Genomic DNA, 26,648 nt, shown 5'->3' with positions numbered 1-26,648 from the left:
CTTTCTCTCAATCAACACAGGAAGATAAAGCTTCTCTTTATATATCTCTTTGAATTCCTTGCTGACGATCTATTGCAATCACGCCGAGTTCCTGCCGCTCCTACGATGCGACCCACCCTTCCTTGATGGCTGCTCCCACTCTATGCTTGGTTGACAAGCACATAAACTCAAAATGGTTATTGATATACAGGGAAACTGAAATATAAAAAAGGACAGGGGAATTTCCCTGTCCTTTCCTCATTCCACTTTGTCTTCTTCACTTAATTGGCATTGCCCAAAAGCATCATCTAAAGTATCGTATCTGCCCAATCGATGAACTTTTCCATCTCTGATATCCATAAAGGTATAAATCGTAACATGTCCGTTCTGGTTTTCCCATGTAGCTTTTTGAACACACACAACTTCGTTGCCTTTGGCATAATGGCCCTGCGTTTCCATTTTAATGCCTGACTCTTTAATCCATTGCTCCAGGATATCATGACCTTCTGCTACTCCACGCGGACCTACCAATTCAATATGGGGATCTGACACTTCCAGTACGCCTTTGATGTCCCGTTGGTTGACTTTCTTGGTCCACTGATCTGCAATCTTGATATTGTCTTCCATTTTCTTGTCCCCCTTCCTCCAGACATCGACCTGCTTTTAATGCGGCTCAATAAGGTTGAAAAAGAAGACAGGAAAAAACCTGTCTTCTTTAGTAATTCTCGTTTTTCAACTTTTTAAACGTTTCTACAAATTTATTCGGGTCTGAATAGATTTTGTAGGTCAAAACACCTCGATGGGTATGGAGGTACAGTAATCTGGCTTCAGAAGAAAATGATTTATAGGAGATGTCCCATACATTCGCTACGTGGAATTTCGTTGCAGAAGTTACCAATGTATCTTCGTAAAGTTGAATATTGCATTCGGTTTCGACGATTTTCATTTCGCCAGCTTCGATCGAACGCTCCGTGTCGATGTAAGTGATGGACGACAATAAATTCAGTTGGTCCAAGTTGTTATTCCTCCTACAGATCCTTTTCTAGAAGTTTATCGTAAAGAGAGGGTTTTAAGCAAAACATACGTCCGCTTGATGGCGTCCAATCCATCATTAAAGACCTAGACCGGCTGGTTACGGAAGTGTTAAACTATTCACACAATACCCCATTGCGACAGGAGAGCTGTTATGGAAACCTGGTTTGCGGCGACATCCACCCATTCTTTCAATCCCTTTTCCCTGAACCACTTGCTGGCATTGGCTATTGCTGCTGCAGGAATTATTGCGCTTGTCTCTGCGAAAAAACGGTTGAGAGAGCAGAAGCGGCTATTCCAGTGGCTACGCTGGCCCCTTCTGGCTCTTCTTTTCGTCTCGGAATTCTCCTATCAGTATTGGGCTATCACGAATGAGGTATGGAGCTTTAGCGGGCAGATGCCTCTGCACCTATGCGGGATAGCTTCTCTAACTGCGATGATTGGACTGTTGACTATGCGTCCTCTATGGATTCAACTTTCTTTTTACATCGGCATACTGCCAGCCTTCTTGGCTTTGATTACTCCAGAACTGCCGTATGACTATCAACATTTCCGTTTTTGGAAATTCTTTATCCATCATATATCCATTCCCTGGGCTTGCTTATTTTTGGCATTATGCCGCCCTGATACCATCACCCTGCGCTCAGTCTTTTCTGTCTACACGCTGGTTCTTGCTTATGCGGCGCTGATCGGCTTCTGGATCAACCCGTTGACTGATTCCAACTACCTTTATTTGATGCAGCGCCCGACAACCACCTCTCCGCTCGACTTCTTTGGGGATGGCCTGTGGTATTATATCAATCTTTGCCTTACTGCTTTGCTGTTATTTTTTATCCAATACCTGCTGTTTCGAAAATTTATTAAAGCGCCTTAGTGCTGCTACTCCATTTCAAAGTATTCATTGATTAAATCCCCATTTACGCCAATAGCAGCTGCACTTCCTTCGCCAGCTGCAATGACCAGCTGGGAAGGCACAATCAAAGAAGCATCGCCTGCTGCGTAAACGTTCCAGACATTTGTCCGTCCATAATCATCGGTCAAAATTCCTCCATGTTCGTTTTGCTTACAGCCGAGTTCCTTGGCGAATGTTGTCGCGTGACTCCATAAAGGCGTTACAAACCCTCCAACCCGGTCAATCAAAGTACCGTCTTCAAGTCTGACGCTGCGTAATTGTCCATTGTCACCTTCCAAATCGCTAATAATATCCTCCACCACCTTGATGCCTTTTCGGAGCAGCTTTTGCTTATCTTCTTCCTCCAGCCGTCCTTCTCCATTTGTAAAAACGATTAGGTCGTGGCTCCAAGTATAGATTTTTTTTGCCAGCTCAAACACCTGTTTATCTGCAATGATCGCCAACGGCTGATCGCGCAACTCCCAACCATCGCAATACGGACAACTGAATAAACTGGTGCCATAAAACTTTTCAATACCCGGAATGTTCGGCTGCTCTTCTTTCAGACCTGCAGCGATGATGATCTTGATACTGTGAAAAACATCCCCACTTTCCGTCGTCAGTTCATAATGTGTCTTGGAAATGCGGTTGACGCTCACTATACGCTGCTCTTGAATTTCAACACTATCGTATTTGGCGATGTCTTTCCGACCCATCCGTTTGAGTTCTTCCGGTTCAATGCCGTCTCGTGTAATAAAGCCATGCGATTTCCTCGTCACCAGATTACGCCCGTTATCGTCATCAAAAAGCAGTGTCTTTCTTCGGGATCTCCCCAGCACCAGTGCAGCGTTCAGCCCCGCAGGACCGCCCCCGATTATTGCGCAGTCGAAAATCATAGCAACCCTCCTTTAGTATTGTCGTTTCCCCGAAATTTCCCGTTTCTTCTCTTTACTAAACAATAAGCTTCAATGGTGTCGACTGCATAATAAAAAAGAGATGCTCCCAATTTCAGGAGCATCTCTTTTAAGCTTGTTTGACCAATAATCCCGTTAAGGCATCAATGAAGAATTGATTTTCATCCGGCGTTCCAACAGAAACCCGCACGTAATCAGGCAATCCCCAAATTTTTCCGTGGCGGACAATGACCCCTTTCGCCATTAATTCCTTATACAGCTTTTCTCCATCTTCGCCTATTTGCACCAATACGAAGTTGGCCATGCTTTCTATATAGGCCAATCCCAGTTCATCGAAGGCCTTGTATAATTGCTCGCGGCCGGCTTTATTAGCCTCCTGGGAAGTCTTTACATGCTCAGTGTCTTCAATGGCAGCTGTTGCTGCAATCTGCGCTAAGGTATTGACATTGAACGGTTCTTTTACTTTTAAGATCGACTGAATGATCGGCTCGGAAGCAATCCCGAAACCAACCCGCACTCCGGCAATCCCGTAAATCTTCGAAAAAGTCTGCAGCGTCAAGACCGGGTATCCCGCATTGATGTATTCGATGCCGTTTGTGTAATCGGCAGCGTCTGCAAAATGGTTGTAGGCAGCATCGATGACCACCAGCACATCATCAATCGCTTCCACTAATTTATCCAAATCTGTTTTGGACATATATGTGCCTGTCGGGTTGTTCGGTGAACAAACGTAAATAATCTTGGTTTTCTCTGTCACAGCGGCAATCATTGCATCCACATTAAATTCAAAGCCTTCCGCAAATTTCACCGGAACTACTGTAGCCCCCATAATATGAGCGCCGAAATCGTATTCGCTGAACGAAGGAGACGGCACAATCACTTCGTCCCCTTCTTCAAGGAAAGCTTCAGAAATCAATGTAATCAATTCGTCCGCTCCATTTGTCGGGATGACTTGCTTCGGATTTACGTGAAACTCCTTGGCAATCGCTTTTTTCAATGCGCTGGCATCCGCATCCGGGTAGCGGTTCAATTCCGCCAAACCTTTTTGGATGGCTGCTACCGCTTTAGGGGATGGACCATGTGGATTTTCATTGGAGGCCAATTTAATGACGCGTTCCAACCCCAACTCTTTCTGTACTTCCCAAATCGGCTTTCCAGGTGAATAAGGCTGGATGTTTTCCAAAGTTTTGCGCGCTTTAATATTATTTGAACTGGTCATTGAAATTCCTCCAAAAGATGTAAGTGATGAATCATTAGTAATATATTCTTATAATCATATCAGCCTTAGCAGGCAAATCAACTGAAAAAACCATTGAAGGATTGCGAACCCTTCTTAAATCGGCTAAAAGAATGAATTTGAGACAGGCTGCTTACCGCAACTTTATACATCTGCTATTCGGAACACCCTTCCGCTCCTCTTCATTATACAGAATTGCTGCATTATTTGAACACGTCTATCCAACTATTTGTACCGGATAATAAAATATGGTTTACTGTTAAACAGACGAAGCTAAAGAGGAGTTTTAAAATGATCAAGAAAATGAAATTCGCATTCGCCCCTTTTCTCCTATTGCTGACATTGGGTGCGTGTTCTGATAATGAAGAAGCTGCACCTAAAGAAGTAGCGGAACCTGAAACGGCAGAAGAAGCTTCAAGCGAATCGGCTACTGAGGACTCCTCCCTGGAATTGCCGGCCCAGGAAGATGTAGTGGTCGTCGTGGATGGGGAAGAAATTTCAGGAAATGTCTACAATAGTGTCGCACGGCAGCTCGAAACCACATTGGCTGCCCAAGGGCACTCCACATCGGACGAAACTGCCAAGATGGTGAAAGAGCAGGCACTATCCGTACTGGTGGGCAATAAAGTGATTTTGAATGATGCAGAGGAAAAAGGCTATGAAGCTGATGAAAAAACGGTCAAAGAACGCCTGGAAGACTTGAAAGGCCAGTTTGAATCGGAAGAAGCCATGGACGAAGCGTTAAAGCAAACCGGATTTACATTGGAAGATATGGAAGGACAGCTCCGCGAACAATTAGTGTATGAACAATATGTTGCCGAAGAAATCAAAACAGCTGAAGTGACAGATGAAGAAGTACAAGAGGCCTATGACGGCTTTGTTGAAACTTCTGAAGAAGAAGTTCCAGCCTTGGAGGAAATGGAGCCGAATATCCGCCAATCTCTTGAACAGCAAAAAACACAGGACGCGGTATTTACGCGCATTGAAGAGCTGAAAAAATCCGCTGAAGTGGAAGTTAAGATTTAAACAAAAACATCCTGCTCAATTGTGAGCAGGATGTTTTTGTTTATTACGCCAGTTTTTCTGAACAGTAGGCAAGGATTTCTTCTTCTTCCTCATCTTCAAGTCCGAATTCAAGTGCGCCTCTTGTCTGCTTATCAATAAAGTTGTAATGTGCTATGCGGGCTCCGGTTTCTTCTGCAGCAATGATGACACGCAGTTCCAGGCCGGCTTCGGTATATAGTTCATCATCTTCATCAACTTCGACATTCAACAAAAACTCGTAACGGTCGCCTACCATAATGCCTGTAGGGTCGTTAATTTTGTGAAACACGTAATCTGTAATTTGCATTGTAACACCTCCGTTCTTCTATTCTAGCGTGTCTGTGCCTTTTTGGACAGTTCTATAGTGAAATAAAACGTTTAATATGCCATCAAAAGGGAACATAAACAGGGTGAAGACAATTAAAGGAGTGGAATCGAATGAACGTATTAGTTATTGGCGCCAACGGTCAAGTCGGCCGCAACGTTGTCAAAGAATTAGCCGAATCAAACCATCAAGCGACCGCAATGGTCCGTAAAGAAGAACAGGTAGACAAAATGAAAGAACTTGGAGCTGACAAAGTCGTACTCGCGGATTTGGAAAAAGATTTCAGCGATGCCTTTAAAGGCGTGGATGCTGTCATTTTCGCTGCAGGTTCTGGACCTTCTACAGGAGCTGACAAGACCTTGACCATCGATTTATGGGGCTCGGTTAAAGCGGCTCAATACGCACAGGAAAAAGGCATCAAACGTTTTGTTCAATTAGGATCGGTGGGATCGAATGACCCTGATGCCGGCGGCGAAGCGATGAAACCGTATCTTGTAGCCAAACGCACAGCAGATGATCTGCTGCAAACGACCGATTTGGATTACACCATTGTCCGTCCTGGAGCACTTTCTGACGAAGACAAATCTGAGAAGATTGAAGTTTCTCTAAAAGGATTTTCTTCATTGGAAGGAAGATCCATTCCAAGAGCGGACGTGGCTCATATACTGGTCGGAGTTCTTGACCGCAGCAATACTTATAACAAAGTATTTGAAGTGCTGCAAGGCGATCAGCCAGCCAGCGACCAATTAGACTCTTTATAGAAAAGACTGTAATAGCAGGTAAAAAAGAGCGGATGGATTTCCGCTCTTTTTTGTGTTAAAATAGGCAATACGATAACTAGAGGACGTGATAAGCATGATTAATATTCAACCACCAAAAGCGGATGTGACGATTACACAGCGCAAACAGGAAATTACAGGTGACGAAGCTGTCATCAAACCGTTATTCGGCTTTATCGATTTGCACGATATTCCGCGCGATAAAGGCGGCATCATCCAATTTTTCAATCACAGCGGAGAGTTGTTGTTTGTCGGAAAAGCCCGCAAACTTCGCCAGCGCGTGAAAAAACATTTCGAAGATTCGGTATCACCGTTGAAAAACCATCGTGAAGAAGTATACCGCATCACTGTTTCCATTATAGAAGATCCAATGGAGCGCGATATTTACGAAACATATTTGATCAACACGCAAAAAGCCAAATACAATGTTGATAAAGTGTTTTATCAAGAACAGCAGTAAAAAAACGGAAGCTCTCGGGCTTCCGTTTTTTTATTGCACTCTATTAAGTTAAACTAATAACGTTTCTCTGCCGATATTCTATAAAACAGCTGCGCTGGGCAGAGCAGTGTACGCAATGATGATTTTCTAAGTTCAACTTACATATTCAGCCATTTTTCAAAATAATAGTGGTTATGGCCTTCCGGAAAATCCTTGATCACACCAAATTCGGAGAAGCCCTGCTTTTTATAAAATGCCGGAGCTTGAAAGCTGAGGGTGTCGACGACCATAAGACGATGGTCTTTGCTGCGCGCGTATGCTTCTGCTTGAGCCATCAGTTTTTCGGCAATCCGCTGCCCTCTGGATGCCGGATCGACCCATAGAAAATCGATATGCAAATGCCGCCAAAAGCCCGTAGCCGTTAACCCCCCTATAATTTCTCTCTCATCATTACGGACAATAAAGCTCATTTGTTCAAATTGAGATTTTTCTTCTCCAGGTAAACTCGCATTATTGTGTTCAATAACTTTTTTCCGGATGAAATCACGGTCCTCTGCCACTTCCTGTTGAGTGATTTCCATTGATATAGCCCCTCTTTTAATTGATTCAAACACCTTTCTTCATCTTCTCATTTCCCGCTTCTTTTGTGCAGCCTCTTCTGCTGCAATGTTTTAATTTACTAACCAAAAGGAATATAGAATTAATAACTATATTTTTTGGAGGAACCCATATGTCGTCATATATAAAAGAAAGTACATCCGCCCGTTGCCAAAGCGAATACGATCCGCTCCGGCGCGTTCTGCTTTGTCCCCCACGCTATATGGAAATCAAAGATGTCATCAATGACGTACAGAAAAGATATAAAGATGAAAACATCGATGTCGCCAAAGCGCTTCATCAGCACACTGAATTTGTTCAAGCATTGATTGATCAAGGCGTACAAACCGATTTGATCGAACCCTCTGAAGAATATCCTGAACAAGTTTTCACGCGCGACATCGGATTCACCATTGGAGACACAGTCTTTATCAGCGAAATGGCTTCTGAAATCCGCCAGGGAGAAGAACAGGAGCTTGAAAAGTGGATGGAGGCACATGACGTCAACTTCAAGCAGTTGACTGGCCACCGCATCGAAGGCGGCGACGTCATCATGGACCGCGATACCGTATTCGTGGGTATCAGCAGCCGAACGTCCAAAAAAGCCATCCGTGACCTGCAGCTCCAATTACTGGATTTTGAAGTCATCCCTATTTCCTTTAATGAAAAATACCTGCACCTCGACTGTGTCTTCAATATCCTGTCGCCAACTGAAGCGCTGGTCTTTCCAGAAGCGCTTGACATGGCGACTGTCCAGATGCTGGCCGAACGCTACACACTGATCCGCGTCAACGAAAAAGAGCAATTTGCGCTCGGCACCAATGTGCTGTCCATCGGTGACCGTAAAGTTTTTAGCCAGCCGCAAAATCGGAATGTCAATAAGCAGTTAACCGCCCGCGGCTTTCACGTAATTGAAGTCGATTATTCTGAAATCATCAAGTCAGGCGGCGCTTTCCGCTGTTGCACCATGCCATTGATCCGCGCTTAAAAATTCGATGCAGATATGAAACGCTTTAATCATCTTTTCAACCCATAGTAAATCCCAAGCCGATGTGGCTTGGGATTTTGTGTGTTCTATAGATGACTTGCAGCTTTCTGCTTTTGCTGCACCTGTTCAATAAATTCTTTCATCAGCTCCACCCCGTTCGGCGTCCCGATCGACTCGGGATGGAACTGGATTCCGTAAACAGGGTAATCCCGATGTTTGACAGCCATGATCGTCCCGTCATCGAGTGCCCTTGATTGGACCTCCAGACAGCCTGCCAGGGTTTCCGGTTCCAGTACAAGCGAATGATAGCGCATGACCGGCAAGGGGAGCGGCATGTTTCTGAACAACCCTTGATGATCATGTGATACCTCGGAGACCTTGCCGTGGCGAATAAAGGGAGCTTGGACGACCTTGCCACCAAATGCCGCTCCAATCAGCTGCTGGCCTAAGCAAATCCCGAGGATTGGGACCGATCGATGCAGTTCCTGAATCAGCTTGATTGATTCAGGCAATTCCAGCGGATGGCCTGGTCCCGGCGAAAGAATTATAGCTTGCGGGTTTTTCGCTTTGATTTCATCGAGCGTCAGAACACCAGAGCGTACCACTTCAACCTCAACGCCCATGGCTGCAACTGCCTGATAAATATTGTAGGTAAACGAATCGTAATGATCGATTAGGAGAATCATCCGAACACCTCCGTAAGTGAACGCGCTTTGTGCAGCGTTTCCTCGTATTCTGCCTGTGGATCCGAATCAAAGACAATGCCTGCGCCCGCTTGCACGTGGACCATTTCATCCTTGACCACAAAGGTACGGATGGCCAGTGCAACATCCAGGTTTCCATTGAATCCCAAGTAGCCGATAGCCCCTCCATAAACCCCTCTGCGCTCTTCTTCAAATTCCTGTATCAATTGCATGGCCCGCACTTTGGGAGCGCCAGAGACCGTGCCAGCAGGAAGACAGGACACCAATGCATCGAGTGGATGCATTTTTTGGTCGAGCTCTCCTGTGACTTCCGATACTAGGTGCATAACGTGCTGGTATTTCTCGATAACCATGTACTTTGGCACTTCAACAGTTCCAATCTGCGCGACCCGCCCGACATCGTTGCGGCTGAGGTCCACCAGCATCTTGTGTTCTGCCTGTTCTTTTTCATCCCCGGCCAGCTCTTCAGCCAACCGTTCATCTTCCTCGACCGTCCTGCCGCGTTTGCGTGTTCCGGCAATCGGGTTGGTCACCATATGGCTGTCCCGGATCGTCAACAGGCTTTCCGGCGATGCTCCTACAATGGCATAGCCGTCAAAATCGATGAAGAACTGATAGGGAGATGGATTTTGCTTGCGCAATTTCCGGTACAGCGAAAAAGCATCCCCTTTATAACTTGCAGACAACCGTTGTGACAGGACCAGTTGGAAAACATCGCCTTTACGGATGTGGTCTTTTGCCTGCTCCACCTGTTTCCGGTAAAGGGCATCGCTGGTTTTGGAATTGAATTGCAGAGATTCCTGATCCGCCACCGCTGCCGATTTTTCCGGCACGGCCAATTGCCGTTCAATTTCATCCAACTTGTCTTCAAACGTTAAAATCGTCACGTCATTTTTTACATGGTCAAATACTACGATGGTCTCATAGATCTGCAGGTGAATATCGGGCATCTGTAGGCTGTCTTCTTTTGGTGCTTTGATCGGTTCATAAACCTGGATCGCGTCATAGCCGATGTAGCCAAGGGCGCCACCCGTGAAAGGCAGGCCTTCCACTTCCGCTTCATAACGGGGCATCAATCCTTTGATCAGCTCCAGGGGTTTGCCGTCATGCACCTTTTCGGCACCTGTCCGAAAATCGATTTCTCGCAATTGGCGGCCATGGCCGATAAATCCGATCGACGGATTTGCTCCGATAAAGGAATAGCGTCCTGTGACACTTGTCTTCAATGAACTTTCAAGCAGGCATTTGCGTTCTCCTGCCAACCGGTTAAACACCGCAATCGGTGTTAAGGAATCTCCATCAATTTTTCTCGTCTTCATTTCTTTACTCATCTCGACTCATCTCCATTTCTTAAAAGCGCAGGCAAATTTCCCGACTGCATAGCTCCGTGCCTTTGGTTCTGCTTTCCTACTGAAAATAAAAAAGCCCCTGCAGGAACAGAGCTGTTCCTTGCAGAGGACGGAATGACCGCGGTACCACCTCATGTTAAAGCCGACAAAGCTTTCACTTGATCCCTGATAACGTGGGGAAACGGATTCTTCTACTGACTTGTTCAAAGAATCACTCATAAGCCCATTCACTCAGACACCCCGCCAGTTTCCACCTGCCACTGGCTCTCTTTGAGAGGTTGATCTGCGCTACTCTTCTTACTCATCGATTTTGCTCTGCTATGCTCTGCTCAACTGGAACTCGGCGGTGTCGCTTCCGACCCCTTCAACCGCAATCCGTACATAAAAGCTTGTGCCCATCTTATTCAATTCAAGCGTATTTGTCAACTAAAAACATGACTTATTTAGATAATTCTGTATTTAACAGCAGGATTAAGGTATAAATAAAGTAAGTGTTTTTACTTTTGAAATAGAGGGAGGAGAAAGATGATGAAAACTCATTCAATCTTATCAACGGGGGTTTTAGCTTTAAGCTTACTGCTCGCCGGCTGCGCGGGTGAAAGTACAAGCGACTCAGGCAATGAAAATGCAGAAGACAGCACCCAGATCAGCTTTATTCACTGGAGAGGCGAAGACAAAGCTGTATTGGATGATATCATTGCGCAGTTTGAAGACGAAAATCCCAATATTTCAGTGGAGATGACCATTTATCCATCCGAGCAATACCAGGCTACCGGACAGCGCCTGCTCCAGGACGGTTCAACAGGTGACGTCTTCACATCCTTCCCGGGAGCACAATTCGAAGCAATCGCCAGTGCCGGTTTGTTTGAAGATTTGAGCGGCGAGGATTTTGTTTCCCATTTCGATGAAGAACTGATCAGTGTTGGACAAAAAGATGACGCTCAGCTTGCGCTTCCTTATCAGCTAGTCTTCAATATGCCTGTCTATAACAAAGGCATGTTCGAAGAGCTAGGCTTGGAAGTACCAAAGAGCTGGACCGAATTTCAGGAAATGGCTGACACACTTCTTGAGAATGGCATTACGCCAATCGCCTTTCCAGGAGCAGACATTGGCCCCAACCAATTCATGAACAGCATGATGATGAACAATGCACCCGATGAAGATATTTTCGAAAAACTTCAAAATGGTGAAGAGTCACTGACCAACGAATGGTGGGTCAAGACCTTGGAGGATTTCCAGCTGCTTGAGCAAAATGGTTATATCCAGGATGATGCACTGGGTACCTCGCAGGATTCTGCCATGGCGATGGTAGCCAATGAAGAAGCCGCCATGCTCGCAACGGGATCTTACCATATGTCCGCTCTGCTTGATCTGAACCCTGATCTTCAGCTGGATTTGATGGCCCCGATCACAGTTGAGGAAAGCGAAGCCGTTTACGAAGGAATCAATACTGCCACCTTCATGCTGGCTGTCAACAGCCAGTCGGAAAAGAAAGAACAGGCAAAAGAGTTTATCGCATTTCTCAGTCAGCCTGAAATCGCTTCCCAATACGCCAATGAAACCGGCCAGCACCTGACAGTCAATGACGTTGAATACGAATCGGAAGTATTGCAGAATACGGCTTATTGGATCGACGAAAAAACAACCCGGTTCCAGCCGCGCTTCCTGATCACGAACGCTCAAATTGAGGCTGCTGTCCTGAGCTCCATAGAAAACGTACTGGGCGGAGCAGATCCGATGACGGCCGCTGAAGAAGCACAGCAGCTCGTAGACGAAAACAGGGAATAATAGGATGAAAATTTCTAAATCCATTTATTTATTTTTTTTACCGGGCGTTCTCCTATATGCCATTTTCTTTGTTTATCCGACAATCAGCGCCTTGTTTTATTCGTTTACAGACTGGGATGGGCTAAGCCAAAGCTTTCAGTTTGTCGGAATCGACAATTACGAACGTGCCTTTACAGGGGATACGATTTTCCGGAAGACCATCGGCAATAACCTGAAATTCATGCTCGTTGTCGTTGTCTTCCAAACACTCGTCGCCTTGGCTTTCGCCTTGGTCGTCCTGAAAAATACTAGAACCACCATCTTTTTGCGCGCACTTTATTTTTTCCCAACCATCCTGTCATCTGTCTCAGTCGCCTTTATCTGGTCATTCATTTACGATCCGTCACTTGGCATCCTAAACCAGGTATTGGAACTGGTCGGACTTGGATTCCTGGCTCAAAACTGGCTTGGAAACGCTGATATTGCCATCTATTCTTTGGCCGTGACGCAAATCTGGTTCCATGCCGGACAAATGCTCATCATTTTTGTAGCAGGATTGCAGGCGATTCCGGACGAGCTTTATGAAGTGGCCAAAATAGAAGGCGCCAACAAATGGCAAACGTTCCGCACGGTGACGTGGCCCCTATTGGCACCTTCCGCTACGATCGTCATTGCATATACCACTATCCAGTCGTTCAAAGCATTCGACCTGGTCTTTGCGATGACAGGAGGAGGGCCAAATAATTCAACCGAAATTGTTGCCACCTATATTTTTGACATCGCCTTCAGAAACTATCAATTTGGCTACGCGAGCGCCATTTCAGTTATTTTCATGATCATTATCGCCATTATTACCTTCTTGCAGTTCAAAGCCCTGCGTTCTGATCGGATTTCTTATTAAAAAAATCGAAAAAATTATAGTTTCTTTAAGTTTTAAGAAAGGAGGGCAACAGTTTGTTCTTCAGAAGGTTTTCTCTTATCATCTATGCACTGCTGATTTTAGTCCCTTTGCTGATTGTGGTTTTGACTTCCATGAAAACGATTCAGGAAACGTTCAGAAATCCACTCGGCCTGCCGGAAGCTGGGATCCAGTTTGGGAATTATACAGCCATATTCCAGGAACAGACGATGGCTGGCTACTTTATGAACAGTGCAATTGTCACTTTGTTTTCCGTGTCTTTGACACTGTTCTTTGCTTCGCTGATCGCCTACGGCATAATTCGGCTCAATAATTGGATGGGCAATTCCTTGTTCATTCTGTTTACACTTGGCATGATGGTGCCGGCCCAGGTCAGTATGATTCCCCTCTACTCGCTGATGCTCGACCTCAGCCTGACCAATAGCCTGCTTGGATTGATTCTTGTCAATATCTCCACCACGATGCCAATAGCTGTCTTTATCTTGACCGGATTCATGAAAACCTTGCCGAAGGAATTGTTTGAAGCTTCGACAATAGATGGGGCTGGAAATTGGATGATTTACGCTAAAGTGGCAATCCCACTGTCGCTGCCCTCTTTGTCAGCTACAGCAATTTTTCTATTTGTGATGCATTGGAATGATTTATTGTATCCTTTGCTGTTTATTACGGACAACGCCTACAAGACCCTGCCGCTCGCTTTGTTGGAGTTCCAGGGCGAATACTCAACCAACTATCCGATGCTCTTTACAGGCGTCATCATTGCTTCAGCGCCTATGGTCGTCGCCTATGTTTTCCTGCAGCGCTATTTCGTTGCAGGCATGACGGCAGGGGCAGTAAAAGGCTAATAAAAAAAGGACGGCATCGCTCATTGCAGAGCGGTGCCGTCCTTTTTAGGTTGCTGTATGCACTTTCCTGTTACCAAAACATCGGTTTGTCGACCATGAACCACAACATGAGCAACAACAATAAAATATAAATCCATAAGGAACGCTTCAGCTTCTTAACAAGCAGCAATTGACTGGCATCCTCATTGCCAAACTGATGGAGAATGGGTGTAAAGGCGCGCGCCAGGAAAAAAACAGAAGCAACCATTACGGCCAAGGTGCAGACGATCCATGAAGTTCCCCATTCCCATGGCCCTTGCCAAATCAGCAGGATGCCTGTTGCGACCAATACATGGCCTGCGTGTTTAACAAGGCGCGCAGCAGACTTGAATGTTGTGACTTGTGAGTCAAGCACGTCACCTGCTGCTGTTTCCATTCGCTTGACTAAAGGAAGCAGTACAAAAAACGGACCGATGGATAAAGCTGCGCTTAAAACATGAGCGTACAGCATGAGTGTATACATCACTTAATTACTGTGCTGCCGAATGGAATTCATGGACCCAAACAGTCATCTCTGGCAGCCAGGGCATGCCGGGATGAAATGATAATATAGACTGCTTGTATTCTTCAACGGTCGCATATCCTTCCCGAAGGATCATTTCGTCTGTTAGCTCGCCAAGTGTTTGCTGATATACCTGATTTACGATAAATCTCTTGTCGTCCAGCACCATGACTTCCCCTATATCTGCATAACGGCCATTTCTTCGCGTTGCGGACTTCGTACCGGCCAAAACTTTCTCTACATCCTGCTTATTAGTTACAAGCTTTTCGATTGTGCAGGTTTTTGGCGGCAATTGCTGTTCACTTTTTTCAGACATTTCTATTCCACCTCTCATCATTCTTTTTCAGTATAAGCGTTTTTCTTCTTTAACTCACTCCATAAAAAATCGCCCTGATCTTTATCAGGGCGAAGCTTGAAATCATTTTGCAAACACGTGCTTACCAATATTAGTGATCGTAGTACGTGAGAAAATCCACGTGTCCGTCACCCCGCTCGGATTGTAGTAATAAGTTGCACCAAGTGATGGGTCCGATCCCTTAAAAGCGGCTTTCACCGCCTGATATGCCGAAGCATTCGGTTTCAGTTTGTATTGGCCATCATTTACGGCAGTAAATGCATTCCGTTGGAAAATAACATTGTATGTACTGTTTGGAAACAGAGAAGAATCCATACGATTCAAAATGACAGCTGCTACCGCTACTTGTCCGGTAAAGCTCTCTCCACGTGCTTCTCCGTTTACCACACGTGCCATCATATCGACTTCTGAAAGTTTCGCCCGTGTCATTGAACCTGTAAATCCAGTGTTAGGAACATTGAAATCGCGCTGGAACTGAATAACTGCATTTTTTGTTATAGATCCATAATAGCCTGTAGGTGTTGTCTGGAAGTAACCCAATTTCTTCAAAGTTGACTGAAGTTCAGTTACGCCTTGTCCGGAAACGCCTTCATGCAGGTCTGGAGAATGTGCTTCTGCGGAGGTTTGAGAAAAACCTATGAATAGAACTGTGAATAAGGCAAATACTAATACTTTTAATTTTTTCATGCTTTCTCTCCCTCCTATTCCAAGAATCTACAAAAGATCCTTCTTAATAGTATATAATTGGAATTATAAGAATACAATCCCTCGTACTACTTAAATTTTGATGGTAGAATAACCAAAAGTAATAGTTTGTTGTCTTTCAGTGAAAAAATGGAACTTTCTCATGAGGAAATTAGGCATTTCCACTTATGAAATTGAAACGAATATACAGTTTTCTTTTAGAGTAATATATAAAAGGCTGCCTGGAGGTGCTCGGCAGCCTAAATAAAAGAACGCTTATTTTCTTTCGTAATGCAGCTGTGCAAATTGGCCATATGCTTTCACCGACTTGAGCTTTAAACGAATTTCAAAATCAAATTCCTGGAATAGCGGAATCCCTTTACCGATCAACACAGGAGCAATGGAAATGATCCATTCATCGATCAGGTTTTCTTTTACGAAACTATGCAGCAAGTTACTGCCCCCAATCACCCAGATGTCTTTTCCTGGTTTGTCCTTGAGGCCTTCTGCAAAGCTGGGAATGTCTTGATCCGTAAATTTTACGAACGGATTTTCCTCAGCCGCTGAAGTTGTGAAAACATAACTGGCCAAACCTTGATAGGGAAACTTGCCATTTTCCGCTGCCATTACCCAATCGTAGGTTCTGCGTCCCATAATCACTGTATCAATCGTTTCCATGAATTCAGCATAACCTGCATCCCCTTCTCCTGCCGTCTCAAACAGCCATTCAAGAGAATCGTCTTCCGCTGCAATATATCCGTCCAGACTGGTCGCAATGTAACATATAATTTTCCTTTCAGTCTCCATGACTGTCTTCCTCCTTCAAGGATTTTCACCCCAAGAATGGCCTCAGCACAAAACTGAAGCCATCTTTTTACTTACTTTCCAATTTTGCCATCGCTTTATGGGTTTGAGGAAATCCATTTGCCTGCCATTCCGATCGATAGGCAGAGTCCAATTGGCTCAAGCCGATTTCCGCTTCGTCCGTATTGGCATTGACACTTTCTTCGTGATCCACCGTCACGCTATTTCTCATATCATTGTCTTCATAAACCCAAACTTTTTTGGCTTTATTTTTTCGATAGGCAGTCAGCAACAGAATGCTGCCAGCCAGTGCCGCGCCAGTGTAAATAAAGTTTTTCGTAGGATTCTTTTTCATGGGTATCCCTCCAGTTATGTTCATCGTTTCTATTCTCTATCAATTCCCTTTTTGCTGAAAATTAAGCATTGTTGTTTGGGAGACGGCTCGGTATTTATTTGGTAAAGTGAAAGAAAGAAATTGACTGGAGGTGTTCAGATGAAGAAGATCGTTATCGTTTCAGACACACATATTCCATTCCGCGCCAAGAAATTGCCTCAACAACTATTGGATGCATGCCAAGAAGCTGATTTCATCATCCATGCAGGTGACTGGCAGACTTTGGATGTCTATCACGAACTGGCAGCTTATGCTGAAATCGATGGTGTAACCGGCAATGTCGATCCATGGGATATTCTCGAAAAGTTCGGCCGGAAAAAGATCCTCACTTTTGGAGATTTAAAAATCGGTGTGGTCCACGGTGACAGCGACCGAAAACCTACTGAAAAGCAGGCTTATGACACCTTCACTAATGACGATGTTGACATCATTGTTTTTGGTCATTCCCATACACCCGTGATGCGCGAAGTCGATGGTGTGATGTTATTTAACCCCGGTTCGCCAACAGATAAGCGCCGACAAGACCAATTTTCGTTCGGCTTGCTGGAAATCGGCGATTCCTGGGAACTCAAGCATGTCTTTTTTGATAAAGAAAGTTAGCCAAGAGATAAGCAACTAACGAATATGTACAGTTTTTTCGTATACCGGCTGGCAGGACAAGGCTGAAAGAACCAACTTTAAGCAGACGCATGACCCATAAATCATTGATTAATAGACTGTAAAGCAATACATCAAAAAAACCAGACTTTCCTCAAAGAGAGTCTGGTTTTTCTTCGCATTCTTTTATCAGCACAAATCCGAGTTGCTTTAATGCCGACTCCAGATTGGCTTCAATTAGTATACCTTTCAGTGCAGCGGCAAAATGTGGGACTTTCAACGCCATAAAGGGTTGAATCCCCGTAATGACCGGTGTAACGCCTATCATCTTAAGAATGTTTACAAGCTTCAGCAAGTATTCCCCAACGACAGAGTTGATCTGTAGAACCCCTGAAACATCGATAATCAAATACTCCATTTTTTCCTTGCTGCATTTTTCGAGGACATGGTCGATGATGACCTGTGCACGCGGAGCCGTAATTTCGCCGATCACCGGCACAATCGCCACACCCTTTGTGACAGGCACGATGGGTGCAGTCAATGTTTGAATTTGATCGTTCGCTTTTTCAAGTTCCAGTACGTAGGTCAACAGCGTTGACATCATTTCAAAATTAGTAAGTTGTTCTTCGGAAAGTCTGTGGTATTGGTCATCCAATCCACAAATAGTTCCATAGACTTTACCATCATTGTAATAAACCGGGACCCCGACGAATGTGCCGCTTCCGTAATTCGCAGTAATTTCCATCGAGCGGGTCAACTCGTTTTCCGAAACATCTTCTATGACTAATACAGAAGGGCCATGGTTGATGCTCAAGCTGCAGAAGGACTGTGGGAGAGGCATCGAACTGCCTTCTTCCACCAGCTCTTTACTGGAATTGTGCACTTTAATAATATTGTTTGTCTGCCCATCATTTTTAGCAATAAATATCGAATTGATTCCGATTTGTTTGCTCAGCAGCTGCAGAATATACGCAGCTGCTTCATCAAAGTTACTGAAATTCCGTTTCTTTTGAACGCTTTCCACTGTCAGACCCCCTTTCTCTTTGTCCACTCTCTAAGTACTTTGTTTTTTATAGTAAAGGGTAGAAGCTTGAAATTGAGAAGTGAAAACTCTTCGAATCTGTTTCTCGCCTGCCCATGCTGAGATGGAAAGCAGGTGGAAAAACTGATCTTTCTGTTTCACTTATAATATCATGTAAACAAAAATGGATACGCCTATATTCCTACATTAATTATACAGTGAAAATCTTTACTTTCACATTTAATTTATGTAACAAACATTGTACTTCGGCGTAGGAAATGTTCATCTTTTTTCCAAATAGGGTATGCATTTTAAGAATAGCATTTGGAGGTGGAAAAAATGGATAGTAAACTGGATATTCTTGTATTGGAACAATCCAATACAATGATTTATTTTAGATGGACAGACACAGAAGATGTCTGCCGAGTGAAACGGGATAATCAAGTCATTTATACCGGCACACAGAATCTGGTTAAAGACGAAGGATTAAAGAAAGGCGAATTATATACGTATACCATCGAACGGCTGGATGCTTCGGGCAATTGGACAGATAAGATCAAGCTTCATACCGGAACAGAAAACTCTAAACCGGACAGCATCAATCGCCTGGAAGAAATTGCCCTGACAGCCATCGTTTCCAAGGAAAGAATTTCCTTGGCTTGGGGAGAAATTGAAGGCATCACGAGATTCGATATTTACCGAAATGGCGAACTGATTAAGACGGTCGAAAAAAACCAATACACCGATCGCCAAGTTCCAATGAACCAGGAATTCACCTATCTGATTCGCGGAAAACGCCCTGTAGCTGAGTCAGAAGGAAACTTCAGCCAAGAAAAGTTCACCATGGCCAAGATTTTCGGGACTTTGAATCGGAACTCTTCGAAGGAAAAAGCTGCGATGGAAGAGTTTTGGCTGACCAAAAAAATTGCTTCTTTGGATTCTTTGCTGTCTGATGAGGAAAAGCCAAAAATTTACCCAGTCTGGCATTTCCGCTACCAAACCTTCCTGCCCGATTTGGTGCTGAAAAATCCCAATCTACTATCGCCTTTTTCTTACTTCCAGGGCGATGGCAGAGCATTCGATCCTGAATCGCTTCATTACCGGACGCAAGTCAATTTTACGGTCGACTTAAAAGAAGAAGAGTCCTCATTTGACTATGATAAGGACGTCGGTCCCACAATCGGCTACAATTGGAGAAAAAAATTCAGTAAGGCGGACGTCGCTTCTGCTGAAGGAATTGAGTTGGAGAAGCTTGAAGAAACGGGCCATAAAGTTTCCATTACATTAAAACATAGCGTCGGAAATCCGATCACCACTTCGCCTAATATCGATTACGATGTGTCAGCCGACTTTTACCGGGACGGCACTTATGACATTCTCGGGATACATGATCAAGCACCGAATCATGAAGTATACTTGAAATTTGGCGATGACGGCGAATGGATGGACATCCATCAAACTGAAAGCGAAGGCATGGCCTTTATGGCAGAACCTATTGCCAACCATTATTGGCGGATCTCTAATTTCTATTGACACTCTTTGATTGTACTTATCCATTGCTAAAGCCCGAACCGGAGTAATTCCGGATTCGGGCTTTATTGATTATTTATCTAAAAATCGTTTGCGGATATGAGGCGGCGGCAGCATGCAGCTGTCCAGCTTGCCAAATACTTTGTAACGATTTTTGGCTATGACATCATATGCTCCATCCCGGAATACACGGGGGAATGGCTTCAGGTAATATGCCAGTTTCCAAAGGCCTGTCAGATGATTCGAAATCATCAAAGCTCCTTCAGATTTCACATATGCCTGTCCATCCTTTATCAATACAAGGCTATCGACATCTTCCGGCACCTTATGTTTTACAGAGAGTTCTTGGCCGATTTCACTTTGCAATGAAGCAAACTGATAATAGCCGGCCGGATCATGATTTATGATAAACTGAACGCTTGAATCGCAAAAATTACAATCTCCATCGAATAACACGACAGCATGTTCCATAACGGTTTCCTCCTTCGGAAAAAATGGTTCTGTTATGTAACTATCCTCTTTTGCCTTTATTGAAACACCTCTTCAGTTGAAACCGTTCCTTGATGGAAAAATAGTTTCCAGCCATTCCGACGTTTTTTCCAAACGGAACTTCGGTTTGTCAGTTTCCCCGTCTGCCGGTTATGAATTTGATACGTAGTCAGTACAGCGGCTGGTCCCAACTCATGCAGTGCAAAATCCTTTATTTCCATTGGGGCCGGATTCAAGGCATGATCTCCATCATAATGCGATCGCTTGATGATTCCGCCCGAGCTCCCAAATTCAAAAAACTCATCGTCCAGCACATCGCCTAGCTTTTCTATCGAAACCCGGACCTCCGGCTGTAGATGACTGCATTCCAATGCATAGATTTCTTCAGTTAATTTATCCATGCCCAGTGTCCTGCCCCTGATATTTCCCGGGAAATGATACGTTCTTCCAAATACCCCTCCTTGCCTGAAGGCAGGAGGGGCATTTGGTTTTATTTATCGTCTTTAAAGAACTTCTGTGGATCTTCACCCGGCTGATCCTGTGGGGTATCAGATGATCCAAAATCCTCTACATCCTCAAAGCTGTCCTGATAATCCCGGATGGCACCAGCTTCCTTCTCAACTGGCTGTGCTGTAGAAGCCCGCAGCACACCTTCTTCCGATGGCCGGCTTTCCAAGTCTGGCTTATGATCAGCATGGTCAATGCAAGTCAACGCGGTCGGCAATGCTTCCAATCGTTCGAACGGAATGTCTTTGCCGCACACGGCACATGTCCCGTATGTCCCATCTTCGATGGCTGCCAAAGCGGCTTTCGCATCTTCCAGTTCTTCTTCTTTAAACTGAGTCATCGCCATGCCGCGCTCCTGATCGTATAAATCAGTGGCGTTGTCAGCGGGATGGTTATCGTAATTTGAAAGCTCAGTCGAATCCAACTCTTCTGAATGATCAACACGCTCTTCCAGCGATTCTACCTGTTCTTCCAACTGTTTTTTCAATTGCTTTAATTGTTCATCCTTCATCCGATTTCCTCCTCAAAAAGCTCACTTATCCTTTATATTGCCTTTATCGGGGAAATCAAACCTAGAAATATGCTAGGCTTTGCCGTCTTAACGCTTAAAAATCGTCGAATCGATCCAACAGGCTCAATAAATAATCATCCAGTCGGTGGCGCATCAATTCATCGGACAATCCTTTCATGCCGAAGGATTCCCAACCCGGATAAACTACTGGTGAGCCATCCAGTGTATCCGTCAGCGATATGAGATCCCAATACGGATCATAGGTGAATGAGCTGCCGGCATGGCGTTGATAAGCTGCCAAAAAATCATTTGCGATGGAAATTCCATACATCTGAGCCAGATTGACCCGACAATGTCCGACATCGATTCCCGCCGGTCCCCGACAAGCATTTACCCAGTCTACGATAGCAGTGATCTCTCCATTTCCCCATAACACATTCGCCGGGTGAAAATCCCGGTGGATAAAGCATTCCTGAGCTGTTGGCCGGCTTTCCGCCACAATGTAAAAAGCGCGCATCCAATCATTCTGGAATTTGGACCACGTCGGTTTTTCCAATAAAAATGCGTCATTATAAGGGAAATATTTGTAAGGGAAATCTTCTGCCCTCGTTTGGTGAAGCTTAGCTAAAGCCGCTGCCAAGCCATCCAACCACTTCTCGTCATTGGTCGGCTGAAGTACGACAGATCCAGCCACTTTTGTCATCAATACAGCCGGCATTCCACTCCCGTCCCCTGTTTCATCATAAGCAATTAAATGGGGGACAGAAAAGCCTGCCTGTTCAGCGAGTTGAAGGCTTGCTGCTTCATGCTTTGCTAAATCCGGCTCTTTCTTCAGCCAGTCTTCTTTATGGAAAAGCCTCAGAACATAGTAGAGGACATTGCCGTTCTCTTGGACAGTCAATTCAAACAATAGTGAAGACGTTCCGCCTTTCAGCGGCTCGATACTTGTGATTTCTGCCGTTTCTCCAAGTTGCATTTTTACCCATTCCACTGATTGCGTCTGCAATCCATTCCGTTCATTTCCTGCCATCCTGGACACTCCTTTCTGCCTAGCTTTTAACTTTAGTGTACCATGAAAAATTCAGGTCTCCATAATTTAGGAATAGGGAAAATGATCTGGAAAACGGCAGATTTCCTTCTGCAAAAAAGCTCATCTCAGTCGAATCCCGCCAATAAATTTTACACTTTCAGTGAATGATGCACGGTTTGCGGCTTTTCAACTTGTATGGTGATGTGCTCAATTCCATAATTATTATGGATCAGTTCAAGAGCCTGCTGTAGAACAAGCTGTTCGTCCACATCTATTTTGACATCGATATGGCATGTAAACAGATCCAGTCCGGACGTAATGGTCCAAACATGAAGATCATGGACATCCAATACCCCATCAATTTCCAGCAGCAATGTTTTCACTTCCTGCGCATCAACCGTTCGGGGTGTTCCTTCCATCAGAATATGAAGGCTGTTCTGGAGAATGCCCCATGCGCTCCGCAAAATCAACAAAGCCACGATCACAGAAATAAGGGGATCGGCCAGTGTCCAGTCAAACAATAGAATAAGTAATCCTGCCAGAATCGCACCGACAGAACCAAGTGCATCACCCATAATATGCACATAGGCACTCTTCATGTTCAGATTGCCATGGACATCTGCGTTTCGGTTCAGCACCCAAGCACTTAACACATTAGCCAAGAGACCAATTGCAGCAATCGCCAGCATCCAGCCACCCTGTACTTCCGGCGGCTCATAAAAGCGTTTGATAGCTTCGTAGATGATAAATCCCGCTATGATAAATAAGGTGACGCCATTAATAAATGCTGTAATGATCTCGAAACGGTAATACCCATAAGTTTTTCTAGCCGAAGCTGCTTTTCCGGCAAACCAGATTGCGGTCAGGCTAAGCGCCAACGAAACAGTGTCCGACAGCATATGGCCGCTGTCCGCAATCAAGGCCAGGCTATTGGTGAAAAGCCCGCCGAAAAACTCCAGCAGCATGATGCCAGCTGTGATGCCGAGCGCCAGGGCCAATGCTTTTTTATTGCGGCTTCTTGCAGTTTCAAAGTGGTTATGGTCGTGTCCCATCTTTCTTTCGCCTCCATCTTATTGCTGTTATTTTACCAAAATTGACTGATTGACAACGAATAGTAAGTCTTATACGATAGATGAGGAAAAATAAATACCCCGGCAACGGGAGAGGTTCATAGCATTTCACCCTCTATAAAAAACTATGGATTGCCGAAACTCAGCCAAATCCACATGCGATTTGGCTTTTTCTTTTGTCCGTTTTTTATAGACCTCTTCCAAGTCCGCCATCTAAAGGAGGCCGTTTTTCATGTCAGGAAGAAACGAAGACACACTCGACCATTTATCATTGCTTGGCAATCAGAATACCAAGTATAAATTTGAATATGATCCGGAGATTCTGGAGCCGATCGACAATCTGCACAGCCGTGATTATTTTGTGAAATTTAATTGCCCTGAGTTCACATCGCTTTGTCCGCAAACGGGACAGCCGGACTTCGCTACCATTTACCTGAGCTTTATTCCCGATAAGAGATTGGTGGAAAGCAAATCGTTGAAGCTTTATTTGTTCAGCTTCCGTAACCATGGAGATTTTCACGAAGACGTCGTCAACATCATCATGAATGATCTGATCAAGTTGATGGATCCCCGCTATATCGAAGTGTGGGGCAAATTCACGCCACGCGGCGGGCTATCCATCGACCCTTACACGAACCACGGCAAACCAGGAACAAAATACGAAGAAATGGCATCATACCGGATGATGAATCACGACATGAATCCGGAAACGATCACCAACCGATAAGGAGCAAAGCAGATGTTACTTTATCTCAATGGCGCATTTGTCGGCTTGTTGATCTTATCAAATATTTTGGCGGTCAAATTGTTCAGCATCAGTGAATGGGCCGTTTTGCCGGCGGCTGTCATTGTCTACGTCTTTACATTCCCGATTACCGACACAATTGCGGAAGTATATGGCAAAGAAGCTGCGCGACAAACCGTTACGGCAGGGTTTGTCACACAGCTTTGCGCATTGGCATTCATTTTTTTCGCCATCCATTTGCCGGCGGCTCCTTTTTTTGCAGACCAGGAATCATTTGAAACCATTTTTTCTGCAGGCTTTCGGGTTACCCTGGCGAGTCTTGTTTCTTATTTCATCAGCCAAAATCTGGATGTCACCATTTTCCATAAGCTGAAACAGCAGCATGGGGATTCTAAGCTATGGCTGCGCAATAACGCCTCTACAATGACCAGCCAATTGGTGGATACCAGCATTTTCATCACTATCGCTTTTTACGGCACCGTGCCTACCAGCGCATTGCTGGGAATGATTGTGACCCAATATGTATTTAAATGGCTGGTGGCTGCGGCTGATACGCCTTTTGTTTATTTACTGGTCAAGTTATGCAGACGCGAACTGCGGTCCGGCAAGCGGATTTATCGACACCAAAAACCGGAAGCTCTCCAGTAGGAGCTTCCGGTTTTTGGTGTCGGTTTAAATATGAGAGCAACTGCTTAGCCGTTTGTGCGTGCTTTCTGTACACGTTCTTCTACGCCTGCCTTAGCATCAGCCAAGACCATATCTGCTACAATCGGTAAATGATCGGAAACCGATGTTTCAATAACCGCTACCTGAACGACATCTATTTCACTATCTGCAAAAATGTAATCAATCCGCGTTGCCGGCCAGAAAACTTCATCCGTCTCTTTATTCACGTAAGAAGCAGGGTATGTGTAGGCATCCCCTCTTTTCATTTTCAGGAACGCATCCCGAAAATGCTTGTTAAGCTTTTGCATGTGGATATTCGAGGCAGTTGCATTAAAATCTCCTGCAAGAATCCTTGGGAAATGGCTTTTGCCTGTAATTCTCAGAATTTCATCGACACTGACGGCCAGTTCTTCATCCTTCAACGCCAAATGGGTGCTGAATACACTCAAGTAAATGCCATCCACTTCAATGACCGTCTCTAAGATTCCACGCTGTTCATTGTTGCCAAAAGAACAGTACACCTGGGTCAACCAATGGTTTTCTACATACTTGATCGGGTGCTTGCTTAAAATCATATTGCCGTATTGGCGATTCGGCCGTTCCGAATCTTCAGGCGCAAAATTCATATTGGCTCCGTAAGCAGCGTACATGCCAAGCCTTTCGCTCAACCACTCTACTTGGTCTGCAAACGAACTGCGGTCAGAAAAATAGCGGTCAACCTCCTGCAGGGCGACGATGGTAGCACAGGAATCCTCAATGACTTCAGCGGTCCTCTCCAAATCAACTATTCCATCCATCCCTAAACCATGAGCAATATTAAACGACATGACTTTTACAATCGGCGCCTTCTTTTTCTTCCCGTGCATGCAAACCTCTCCTTTTTCGATTAAAACGAATCGTTGGCAGCTGCTTTAATTGCTTTTAGTATATACCAAGCCCACAAGAACATACCATAACAAGGGCGTAAACAATTGTTAACAATTTGTAAACATGGCGAAGCGGTGTCTCTTCAGCCGCACAGCCAAATTGGCTCTTTTCCCTATACTTAAACATAAAAATACAGACACCCCATTTTGGGTATATCTGTATTTTTCTTACCACTATTCCTGTTGTGTATAAACAACAATCGCATCCCGCAGGAACTGTGCAGCTCCCGGCTGCACTTTATCATAATATGCGGCAAACCGCTCATCTGCCACATACATCTCCGTAAGCCATCTATGTGCTCTTTTGCTTGTAGGACGTCCATGTAAAGCCCAGCCACTGGCGATGCAAATCAGCCGTGTTCTGTGCCGCATCACTCGATGGGTCGCCTGTTTTGATGGCGTCTGCCAAACGGTCTAATACCTGCTGTTCCAAACCTATGAATTTCTGGTATTGCCCTTCGCTCATATTCAACATTTTGGCATTGGATTGGTCGACTAGATCGTTGCTGTATTCGCTGCGTATTTCGCTGTCATACTGTTGTTCGTTGTCCTCCAACAGCTTTTGCTTAAAGCCCCGAAACTTCTCTTTATCAGCCATGGTGCTCTCTCCTTCTTTTGTAGAAATGGTTTTTTCCACATTCGTAATCAGGAGGTCCAATTGCATCCGTTTAGCGAGAAGTTTTTCACGATGTTCTTCCAAAGCACAGGTATCGTTGAAACTGCGATCGTTGACGATGTTTTTTATTTGTTCCAGCTCCAGTCCAAGTTCGCGGAAAAACAGGATTTGCTGCTGGCCATAAATCCGATAGCCCGATGATCTCTTTCTTGCCGGCTTCAATAAATCGATCTCATCGTAGTAACGCAGGGTCCGCGTACTGACCCCGGCCAAGTTCCCCAGTTTTTGCACGGTGTATTCCATATCTCCACCTCCTGATAAACCCAATATATACCTTGACGTAGCGTAAAGG

At 44.8% G+C, this 26,648-nt stretch carries 32 protein-coding genes, 1 pseudogene, 1 riboswitch and 1 other annotated feature; of the genes and pseudogenes, 12 read left to right on the top strand and 21 right to left on the bottom strand.

Features of this window, described 5'->3' with window-relative positions; genetic code table 11:
* Window positions 1-237: 237 nt before the first annotated feature.
* Both J7I83_RS12475 and J7I83_RS12470 read right to left on the bottom strand, forming a co-directional pair.
* Complete coding sequence (locus J7I83_RS12475; protein ID WP_215101201.1) at window positions 238-606, bottom strand: nuclear transport factor 2-like protein; 369 nt, start codon at window positions 604-606, stop codon at window positions 238-240.
* 88 nt (window positions 607-694) lie between these two features.
* Window positions 695-994, bottom strand: coding sequence for a hypothetical protein (locus J7I83_RS12470; RefSeq protein WP_215101199.1), 300 nt, complete (start codon window positions 992-994; stop codon window positions 695-697).
* A 171-nt stretch (window positions 995-1,165) separates the two neighbouring features.
* On the opposite strand from J7I83_RS12470, the gene J7I83_RS12465 reads away from it, so the two are divergent.
* The gene (locus J7I83_RS12465) at window positions 1,166-1,885 is read left to right on the top strand and encodes a YwaF family protein (protein WP_215101197.1); all 720 of its coding nucleotides are present in this window, start codon (window positions 1,166-1,168) and stop codon (window positions 1,883-1,885) included.
* Window positions 1,886-1,890: 5 nt separating this feature from the next.
* On the opposite strand, the gene J7I83_RS12460 is transcribed toward J7I83_RS12465, so the two are convergent.
* Entirely contained in the window at window positions 1,891-2,799 is a 909-nt protein-coding gene (locus J7I83_RS12460; RefSeq protein WP_215101195.1) for an NAD(P)/FAD-dependent oxidoreductase, read from the bottom strand.
* A 127-nt stretch (window positions 2,800-2,926) separates the two neighbouring features.
* Window positions 2,927-4,036, bottom strand: a complete 1,110-nt coding sequence (hisC, locus tag J7I83_RS12455; protein ID WP_215101193.1) for a histidinol-phosphate transaminase — start codon at window positions 4,034-4,036, stop codon at window positions 2,927-2,929.
* Window positions 4,037-4,345: 309 nt separating this feature from the next.
* Between hisC and J7I83_RS12450 the strand changes: the two genes are divergently transcribed.
* Window positions 4,346-5,080, top strand: a complete 735-nt coding sequence (locus J7I83_RS12450) for a SurA N-terminal domain-containing protein (RefSeq protein WP_215101191.1) — start codon at window positions 4,346-4,348, stop codon at window positions 5,078-5,080.
* 43 nt (window positions 5,081-5,123) lie between these two features.
* Here J7I83_RS12450 and J7I83_RS12445 read toward each other — a convergent pair whose 3' ends face one another.
* Window positions 5,124-5,405 carry a DUF6509 family protein gene (locus J7I83_RS12445; protein WP_215101189.1) on the bottom strand — a complete coding sequence of 94 codons (282 nt, stop codon included), beginning with the start codon at window positions 5,403-5,405 and terminating at the stop codon, window positions 5,124-5,126.
* Window positions 5,406-5,536: 131 nt separating this feature from the next.
* Between J7I83_RS12445 and J7I83_RS12440 the strand changes: the two genes are divergently transcribed.
* Both J7I83_RS12440 and J7I83_RS12435 read left to right on the top strand, forming a co-directional pair.
* A complete protein-coding gene (locus J7I83_RS12440; protein WP_215101187.1) occupies window positions 5,537-6,184 on the top strand; it encodes an SDR family oxidoreductase in 648 nt (215 codons plus the stop codon).
* Window positions 6,185-6,278: 94 nt separating this feature from the next.
* Window positions 6,279-6,662, top strand: coding sequence for a nucleotide excision repair endonuclease (locus J7I83_RS12435; protein WP_006828157.1), 384 nt, complete (start codon window positions 6,279-6,281; stop codon window positions 6,660-6,662).
* A 137-nt stretch (window positions 6,663-6,799) separates the two neighbouring features.
* Here the strand turns inward: J7I83_RS12435 and J7I83_RS12430 are convergent, their stop codons facing one another.
* On the bottom strand, window positions 6,800-7,222 hold the full coding sequence (locus J7I83_RS12430) for a GNAT family N-acetyltransferase (RefSeq protein WP_215101185.1): 423 nt from the start codon (window positions 7,220-7,222) through the stop codon (window positions 6,800-6,802).
* 149 nt (window positions 7,223-7,371) lie between these two features.
* Between J7I83_RS12430 and J7I83_RS12425 the strand changes: the two genes are divergently transcribed.
* The gene (locus tag J7I83_RS12425; RefSeq protein ID WP_215101183.1) at window positions 7,372-8,226 is read left to right on the top strand and encodes a dimethylarginine dimethylaminohydrolase family protein; all 855 of its coding nucleotides are present in this window, start codon (window positions 7,372-7,374) and stop codon (window positions 8,224-8,226) included.
* Window positions 8,227-8,312: 86 nt separating this feature from the next.
* Here the strand turns inward: J7I83_RS12425 and J7I83_RS12420 are convergent, their stop codons facing one another.
* Window positions 8,313-8,912: an anthranilate synthase component II gene (locus J7I83_RS12420; protein ID WP_215101181.1), complete on the bottom strand. Its 600-nt coding sequence runs from the start codon at window positions 8,910-8,912 to the stop codon at window positions 8,313-8,315.
* Complete coding sequence (gene trpE, locus J7I83_RS12415) at window positions 8,909-10,261, bottom strand: anthranilate synthase component I (protein ID WP_215101178.1); 1,353 nt, start codon at window positions 10,259-10,261, stop codon at window positions 8,909-8,911. Before trpE ends, J7I83_RS12420 begins: the two co-directional genes overlap by 4 nt.
* A gap of 120 nt (window positions 10,262-10,381) precedes the next feature.
* Window positions 10,382-10,593 (bottom strand) — a binding site (T-box leader).
* 214 nt (window positions 10,594-10,807) lie between these two features.
* Between trpE and J7I83_RS12410 the strand changes: the two genes are divergently transcribed.
* The 3 genes from J7I83_RS12410 to J7I83_RS12400 are packed head-to-tail and all read left to right on the top strand — an operon-like array spanning window position 10,808 to window position 13,810.
* The gene (locus J7I83_RS12410; protein WP_215101232.1) at window positions 10,808-12,067 is read left to right on the top strand and encodes an ABC transporter substrate-binding protein; all 1,260 of its coding nucleotides are present in this window, start codon (window positions 10,808-10,810) and stop codon (window positions 12,065-12,067) included.
* A gap of 4 nt (window positions 12,068-12,071) precedes the next feature.
* Window positions 12,072-12,947 (top strand): carbohydrate ABC transporter permease, encoded by an 876-nt coding sequence (locus J7I83_RS12405; protein WP_215101176.1) that lies wholly within the window; start codon window positions 12,072-12,074, stop codon window positions 12,945-12,947.
* Between the two features lie 53 nt (window positions 12,948-13,000).
* Window positions 13,001-13,810, top strand: a complete 810-nt coding sequence (locus J7I83_RS12400) for a carbohydrate ABC transporter permease (protein WP_215101174.1) — start codon at window positions 13,001-13,003, stop codon at window positions 13,808-13,810.
* A 70-nt stretch (window positions 13,811-13,880) separates the two neighbouring features.
* On the opposite strand, the gene J7I83_RS12395 is transcribed toward J7I83_RS12400, so the two are convergent.
* From J7I83_RS12395 to J7I83_RS12375, 5 genes are all read right to left on the bottom strand, one after another.
* Window positions 13,881-14,312: a hypothetical protein gene (locus J7I83_RS12395; RefSeq protein ID WP_215101230.1), complete on the bottom strand. Its 432-nt coding sequence runs from the start codon at window positions 14,310-14,312 to the stop codon at window positions 13,881-13,883.
* 7 nt (window positions 14,313-14,319) lie between these two features.
* The gene (locus J7I83_RS12390; RefSeq protein WP_215101172.1) at window positions 14,320-14,667 is read right to left on the bottom strand and encodes an ASCH domain-containing protein; all 348 of its coding nucleotides are present in this window, start codon (window positions 14,665-14,667) and stop codon (window positions 14,320-14,322) included.
* A 102-nt stretch (window positions 14,668-14,769) separates the two neighbouring features.
* Window positions 14,770-15,393, bottom strand: a complete 624-nt coding sequence (locus J7I83_RS12385) for a cell wall hydrolase (protein WP_215101170.1) — start codon at window positions 15,391-15,393, stop codon at window positions 14,770-14,772.
* A 273-nt stretch (window positions 15,394-15,666) separates the two neighbouring features.
* Entirely contained in the window at window positions 15,667-16,197 is a 531-nt protein-coding gene (locus J7I83_RS12380) for a dihydrofolate reductase family protein (protein WP_215101168.1), read from the bottom strand.
* 67 nt (window positions 16,198-16,264) lie between these two features.
* Window positions 16,265-16,549, bottom strand: a complete 285-nt coding sequence (locus J7I83_RS12375) for a hypothetical protein (protein WP_215101166.1) — start codon at window positions 16,547-16,549, stop codon at window positions 16,265-16,267.
* A 138-nt stretch (window positions 16,550-16,687) separates the two neighbouring features.
* Here J7I83_RS12375 and J7I83_RS12370 point away from each other — a divergent pair, with 138 nt between their 5' ends.
* The gene (locus tag J7I83_RS12370) at window positions 16,688-17,188 is read left to right on the top strand and encodes a metallophosphoesterase family protein (RefSeq protein ID WP_215101164.1); all 501 of its coding nucleotides are present in this window, start codon (window positions 16,688-16,690) and stop codon (window positions 17,186-17,188) included.
* Window positions 17,189-17,339: 151 nt separating this feature from the next.
* On the opposite strand, the gene J7I83_RS12365 is transcribed toward J7I83_RS12370, so the two are convergent.
* The gene (locus J7I83_RS12365) at window positions 17,340-18,209 is read right to left on the bottom strand and encodes an STAS domain-containing protein (protein ID WP_353048274.1); all 870 of its coding nucleotides are present in this window, start codon (window positions 18,207-18,209) and stop codon (window positions 17,340-17,342) included.
* A gap of 336 nt (window positions 18,210-18,545) precedes the next feature.
* Between J7I83_RS12365 and J7I83_RS12360 the strand changes: the two genes are divergently transcribed.
* Window positions 18,546-19,739, top strand: a complete 1,194-nt coding sequence (locus tag J7I83_RS12360) for a DUF3238 domain-containing protein (RefSeq protein WP_215101162.1) — start codon at window positions 18,546-18,548, stop codon at window positions 19,737-19,739.
* A gap of 69 nt (window positions 19,740-19,808) precedes the next feature.
* Here the strand turns inward: J7I83_RS12360 and J7I83_RS12355 are convergent, their stop codons facing one another.
* The 5 genes from J7I83_RS12355 to J7I83_RS12335 all read right to left on the bottom strand — a co-directional run bounded on the left by J7I83_RS12355 (window position 19,809) and on the right by J7I83_RS12335 (window position 23,325).
* Window positions 19,809-20,207: a thiol-disulfide oxidoreductase DCC family protein gene (locus J7I83_RS12355; protein WP_215101160.1), complete on the bottom strand. Its 399-nt coding sequence runs from the start codon at window positions 20,205-20,207 to the stop codon at window positions 19,809-19,811.
* A gap of 56 nt (window positions 20,208-20,263) precedes the next feature.
* Window positions 20,264-20,626 carry a nuclear transport factor 2 family protein gene (locus J7I83_RS12350; protein ID WP_215101159.1) on the bottom strand — a complete coding sequence of 121 codons (363 nt, stop codon included), beginning with the start codon at window positions 20,624-20,626 and terminating at the stop codon, window positions 20,264-20,266.
* 89 nt (window positions 20,627-20,715) lie between these two features.
* Complete coding sequence (locus J7I83_RS12345) at window positions 20,716-21,243, bottom strand: TraR/DksA C4-type zinc finger protein (protein WP_215101157.1); 528 nt, start codon at window positions 21,241-21,243, stop codon at window positions 20,716-20,718.
* Window positions 21,244-21,337: 94 nt separating this feature from the next.
* Window positions 21,338-22,273 carry a phosphotransferase family protein gene (locus J7I83_RS12340; RefSeq protein WP_215101155.1) on the bottom strand — a complete coding sequence of 312 codons (936 nt, stop codon included), beginning with the start codon at window positions 22,271-22,273 and terminating at the stop codon, window positions 21,338-21,340.
* 149 nt (window positions 22,274-22,422) lie between these two features.
* A complete protein-coding gene (locus J7I83_RS12335; protein WP_215101153.1) occupies window positions 22,423-23,325 on the bottom strand; it encodes a cation diffusion facilitator family transporter in 903 nt (300 codons plus the stop codon).
* A gap of 105 nt (window positions 23,326-23,430) precedes the next feature.
* Window positions 23,431-23,478, top strand: a riboswitch (PreQ1 riboswitch).
* Between the two features lie 97 nt (window positions 23,479-23,575).
* Between J7I83_RS12335 and queF the strand changes: the two genes are divergently transcribed.
* Together queF and J7I83_RS12325 are read left to right on the top strand one after the other, a co-directional pair.
* Entirely contained in the window at window positions 23,576-24,070 is a 495-nt protein-coding gene (queF, locus tag J7I83_RS12330; RefSeq protein ID WP_215101151.1) for a preQ(1) synthase, read from the top strand.
* Window positions 24,071-24,082: 12 nt separating this feature from the next.
* Window positions 24,083-24,736 (top strand): queuosine precursor transporter, encoded by a 654-nt coding sequence (locus J7I83_RS12325; protein ID WP_215101148.1) that lies wholly within the window; start codon window positions 24,083-24,085, stop codon window positions 24,734-24,736.
* A gap of 44 nt (window positions 24,737-24,780) precedes the next feature.
* Here J7I83_RS12325 and J7I83_RS12320 read toward each other — a convergent pair whose 3' ends face one another.
* Both J7I83_RS12320 and J7I83_RS12315 read right to left on the bottom strand, forming a co-directional pair.
* Entirely contained in the window at window positions 24,781-25,620 is an 840-nt protein-coding gene (locus J7I83_RS12320) for an endonuclease/exonuclease/phosphatase family protein (RefSeq protein ID WP_215101146.1), read from the bottom strand.
* Window positions 25,621-25,854: 234 nt separating this feature from the next.
* Window positions 25,855-26,599: pseudogene (locus J7I83_RS12315) on the bottom strand (MerR family transcriptional regulator).
* Window positions 26,600-26,648 lie beyond the last annotated feature (49 nt).

The organism is Planococcus sp. ISL-110, assembly GCF_018613575.1.
Lineage (GTDB): Bacteria > Bacillota > Bacilli > Bacillales_A > Planococcaceae > Planococcus.
This window is presented reverse-complemented; position numbering and strand designations above follow the sequence as displayed.

Coding starts and splice junctions, on each gene's coding strand:
- J7I83_RS12475 (WP_215101201.1), bottom strand. CDS start 606: ATGGAAGACAATATCAAGATTGCAGATCAGTGGACCAAGAAAGTCAAC.
- J7I83_RS12465 (WP_215101197.1), top strand. CDS start 1,166: ATGGAAACCTGGTTTGCGGCGACATCCACCCATTCTTTCAATCCCTTT.
- J7I83_RS12460 (WP_215101195.1), bottom strand. CDS start 2,799: ATGATTTTCGACTGCGCAATAATCGGGGGCGGTCCTGCGGGGCTGAAC.
- hisC (WP_215101193.1), bottom strand. CDS start 4,036: ATGACCAGTTCAAATAATATTAAAGCGCGCAAAACTTTGGAAAACATC.
- J7I83_RS12450 (WP_215101191.1), top strand. CDS start 4,346: ATGATCAAGAAAATGAAATTCGCATTCGCCCCTTTTCTCCTATTGCTG.
- J7I83_RS12445 (WP_215101189.1), bottom strand. CDS start 5,405: ATGCAAATTACAGATTACGTGTTTCACAAAATTAACGACCCTACAGGC.
- J7I83_RS12440 (WP_215101187.1), top strand. CDS start 5,537: ATGAACGTATTAGTTATTGGCGCCAACGGTCAAGTCGGCCGCAACGTT.
- J7I83_RS12435 (WP_006828157.1), top strand. CDS start 6,279: ATGATTAATATTCAACCACCAAAAGCGGATGTGACGATTACACAGCGC.
- J7I83_RS12430 (WP_215101185.1), bottom strand. CDS start 7,222: ATGGAAATCACTCAACAGGAAGTGGCAGAGGACCGTGATTTCATCCGG.
- J7I83_RS12425 (WP_215101183.1), top strand. CDS start 7,372: ATGTCGTCATATATAAAAGAAAGTACATCCGCCCGTTGCCAAAGCGAA.
- J7I83_RS12420 (WP_215101181.1), bottom strand. CDS start 8,912: ATGATTCTCCTAATCGATCATTACGATTCGTTTACCTACAATATTTAT.
- trpE (WP_215101178.1), bottom strand. CDS start 10,261: ATGAGTAAAGAAATGAAGACGAGAAAAATTGATGGAGATTCCTTAACA.
- J7I83_RS12410 (WP_215101232.1), top strand. CDS start 10,808: ATGAAAACTCATTCAATCTTATCAACGGGGGTTTTAGCTTTAAGCTTA.
- J7I83_RS12405 (WP_215101176.1), top strand. CDS start 12,072: ATGAAAATTTCTAAATCCATTTATTTATTTTTTTTACCGGGCGTTCTC.
- J7I83_RS12395 (WP_215101230.1), bottom strand. CDS start 14,312: ATGTATACACTCATGCTGTACGCTCATGTTTTAAGCGCAGCTTTATCC.
- J7I83_RS12390 (WP_215101172.1), bottom strand. CDS start 14,667: ATGTCTGAAAAAAGTGAACAGCAATTGCCGCCAAAAACCTGCACAATC.
- J7I83_RS12385 (WP_215101170.1), bottom strand. CDS start 15,393: ATGAAAAAATTAAAAGTATTAGTATTTGCCTTATTCACAGTTCTATTC.
- J7I83_RS12380 (WP_215101168.1), bottom strand. CDS start 16,197: ATGGAGACTGAAAGGAAAATTATATGTTACATTGCGACCAGTCTGGAC.
- J7I83_RS12375 (WP_215101166.1), bottom strand. CDS start 16,549: ATGAAAAAGAATCCTACGAAAAACTTTATTTACACTGGCGCGGCACTG.
- J7I83_RS12370 (WP_215101164.1), top strand. CDS start 16,688: ATGAAGAAGATCGTTATCGTTTCAGACACACATATTCCATTCCGCGCC.
- J7I83_RS12360 (WP_215101162.1), top strand. CDS start 18,546: ATGGATAGTAAACTGGATATTCTTGTATTGGAACAATCCAATACAATG.
- J7I83_RS12355 (WP_215101160.1), bottom strand. CDS start 20,207: ATGGAACATGCTGTCGTGTTATTCGATGGAGATTGTAATTTTTGCGAT.
- J7I83_RS12350 (WP_215101159.1), bottom strand. CDS start 20,626: ATGGATAAATTAACTGAAGAAATCTATGCATTGGAATGCAGTCATCTA.
- J7I83_RS12345 (WP_215101157.1), bottom strand. CDS start 21,243: ATGAAGGATGAACAATTAAAGCAATTGAAAAAACAGTTGGAAGAACAG.
- J7I83_RS12340 (WP_215101155.1), bottom strand. CDS start 22,273: ATGGCAGGAAATGAACGGAATGGATTGCAGACGCAATCAGTGGAATGG.
- J7I83_RS12335 (WP_215101153.1), bottom strand. CDS start 23,325: ATGGGACACGACCATAACCACTTTGAAACTGCAAGAAGCCGCAATAAA.
- queF (WP_215101151.1), top strand. CDS start 23,576: ATGTCAGGAAGAAACGAAGACACACTCGACCATTTATCATTGCTTGGC.
- J7I83_RS12325 (WP_215101148.1), top strand. CDS start 24,083: ATGTTACTTTATCTCAATGGCGCATTTGTCGGCTTGTTGATCTTATCA.
- J7I83_RS12320 (WP_215101146.1), bottom strand. CDS start 25,620: ATGCACGGGAAGAAAAAGAAGGCGCCGATTGTAAAAGTCATGTCGTTT.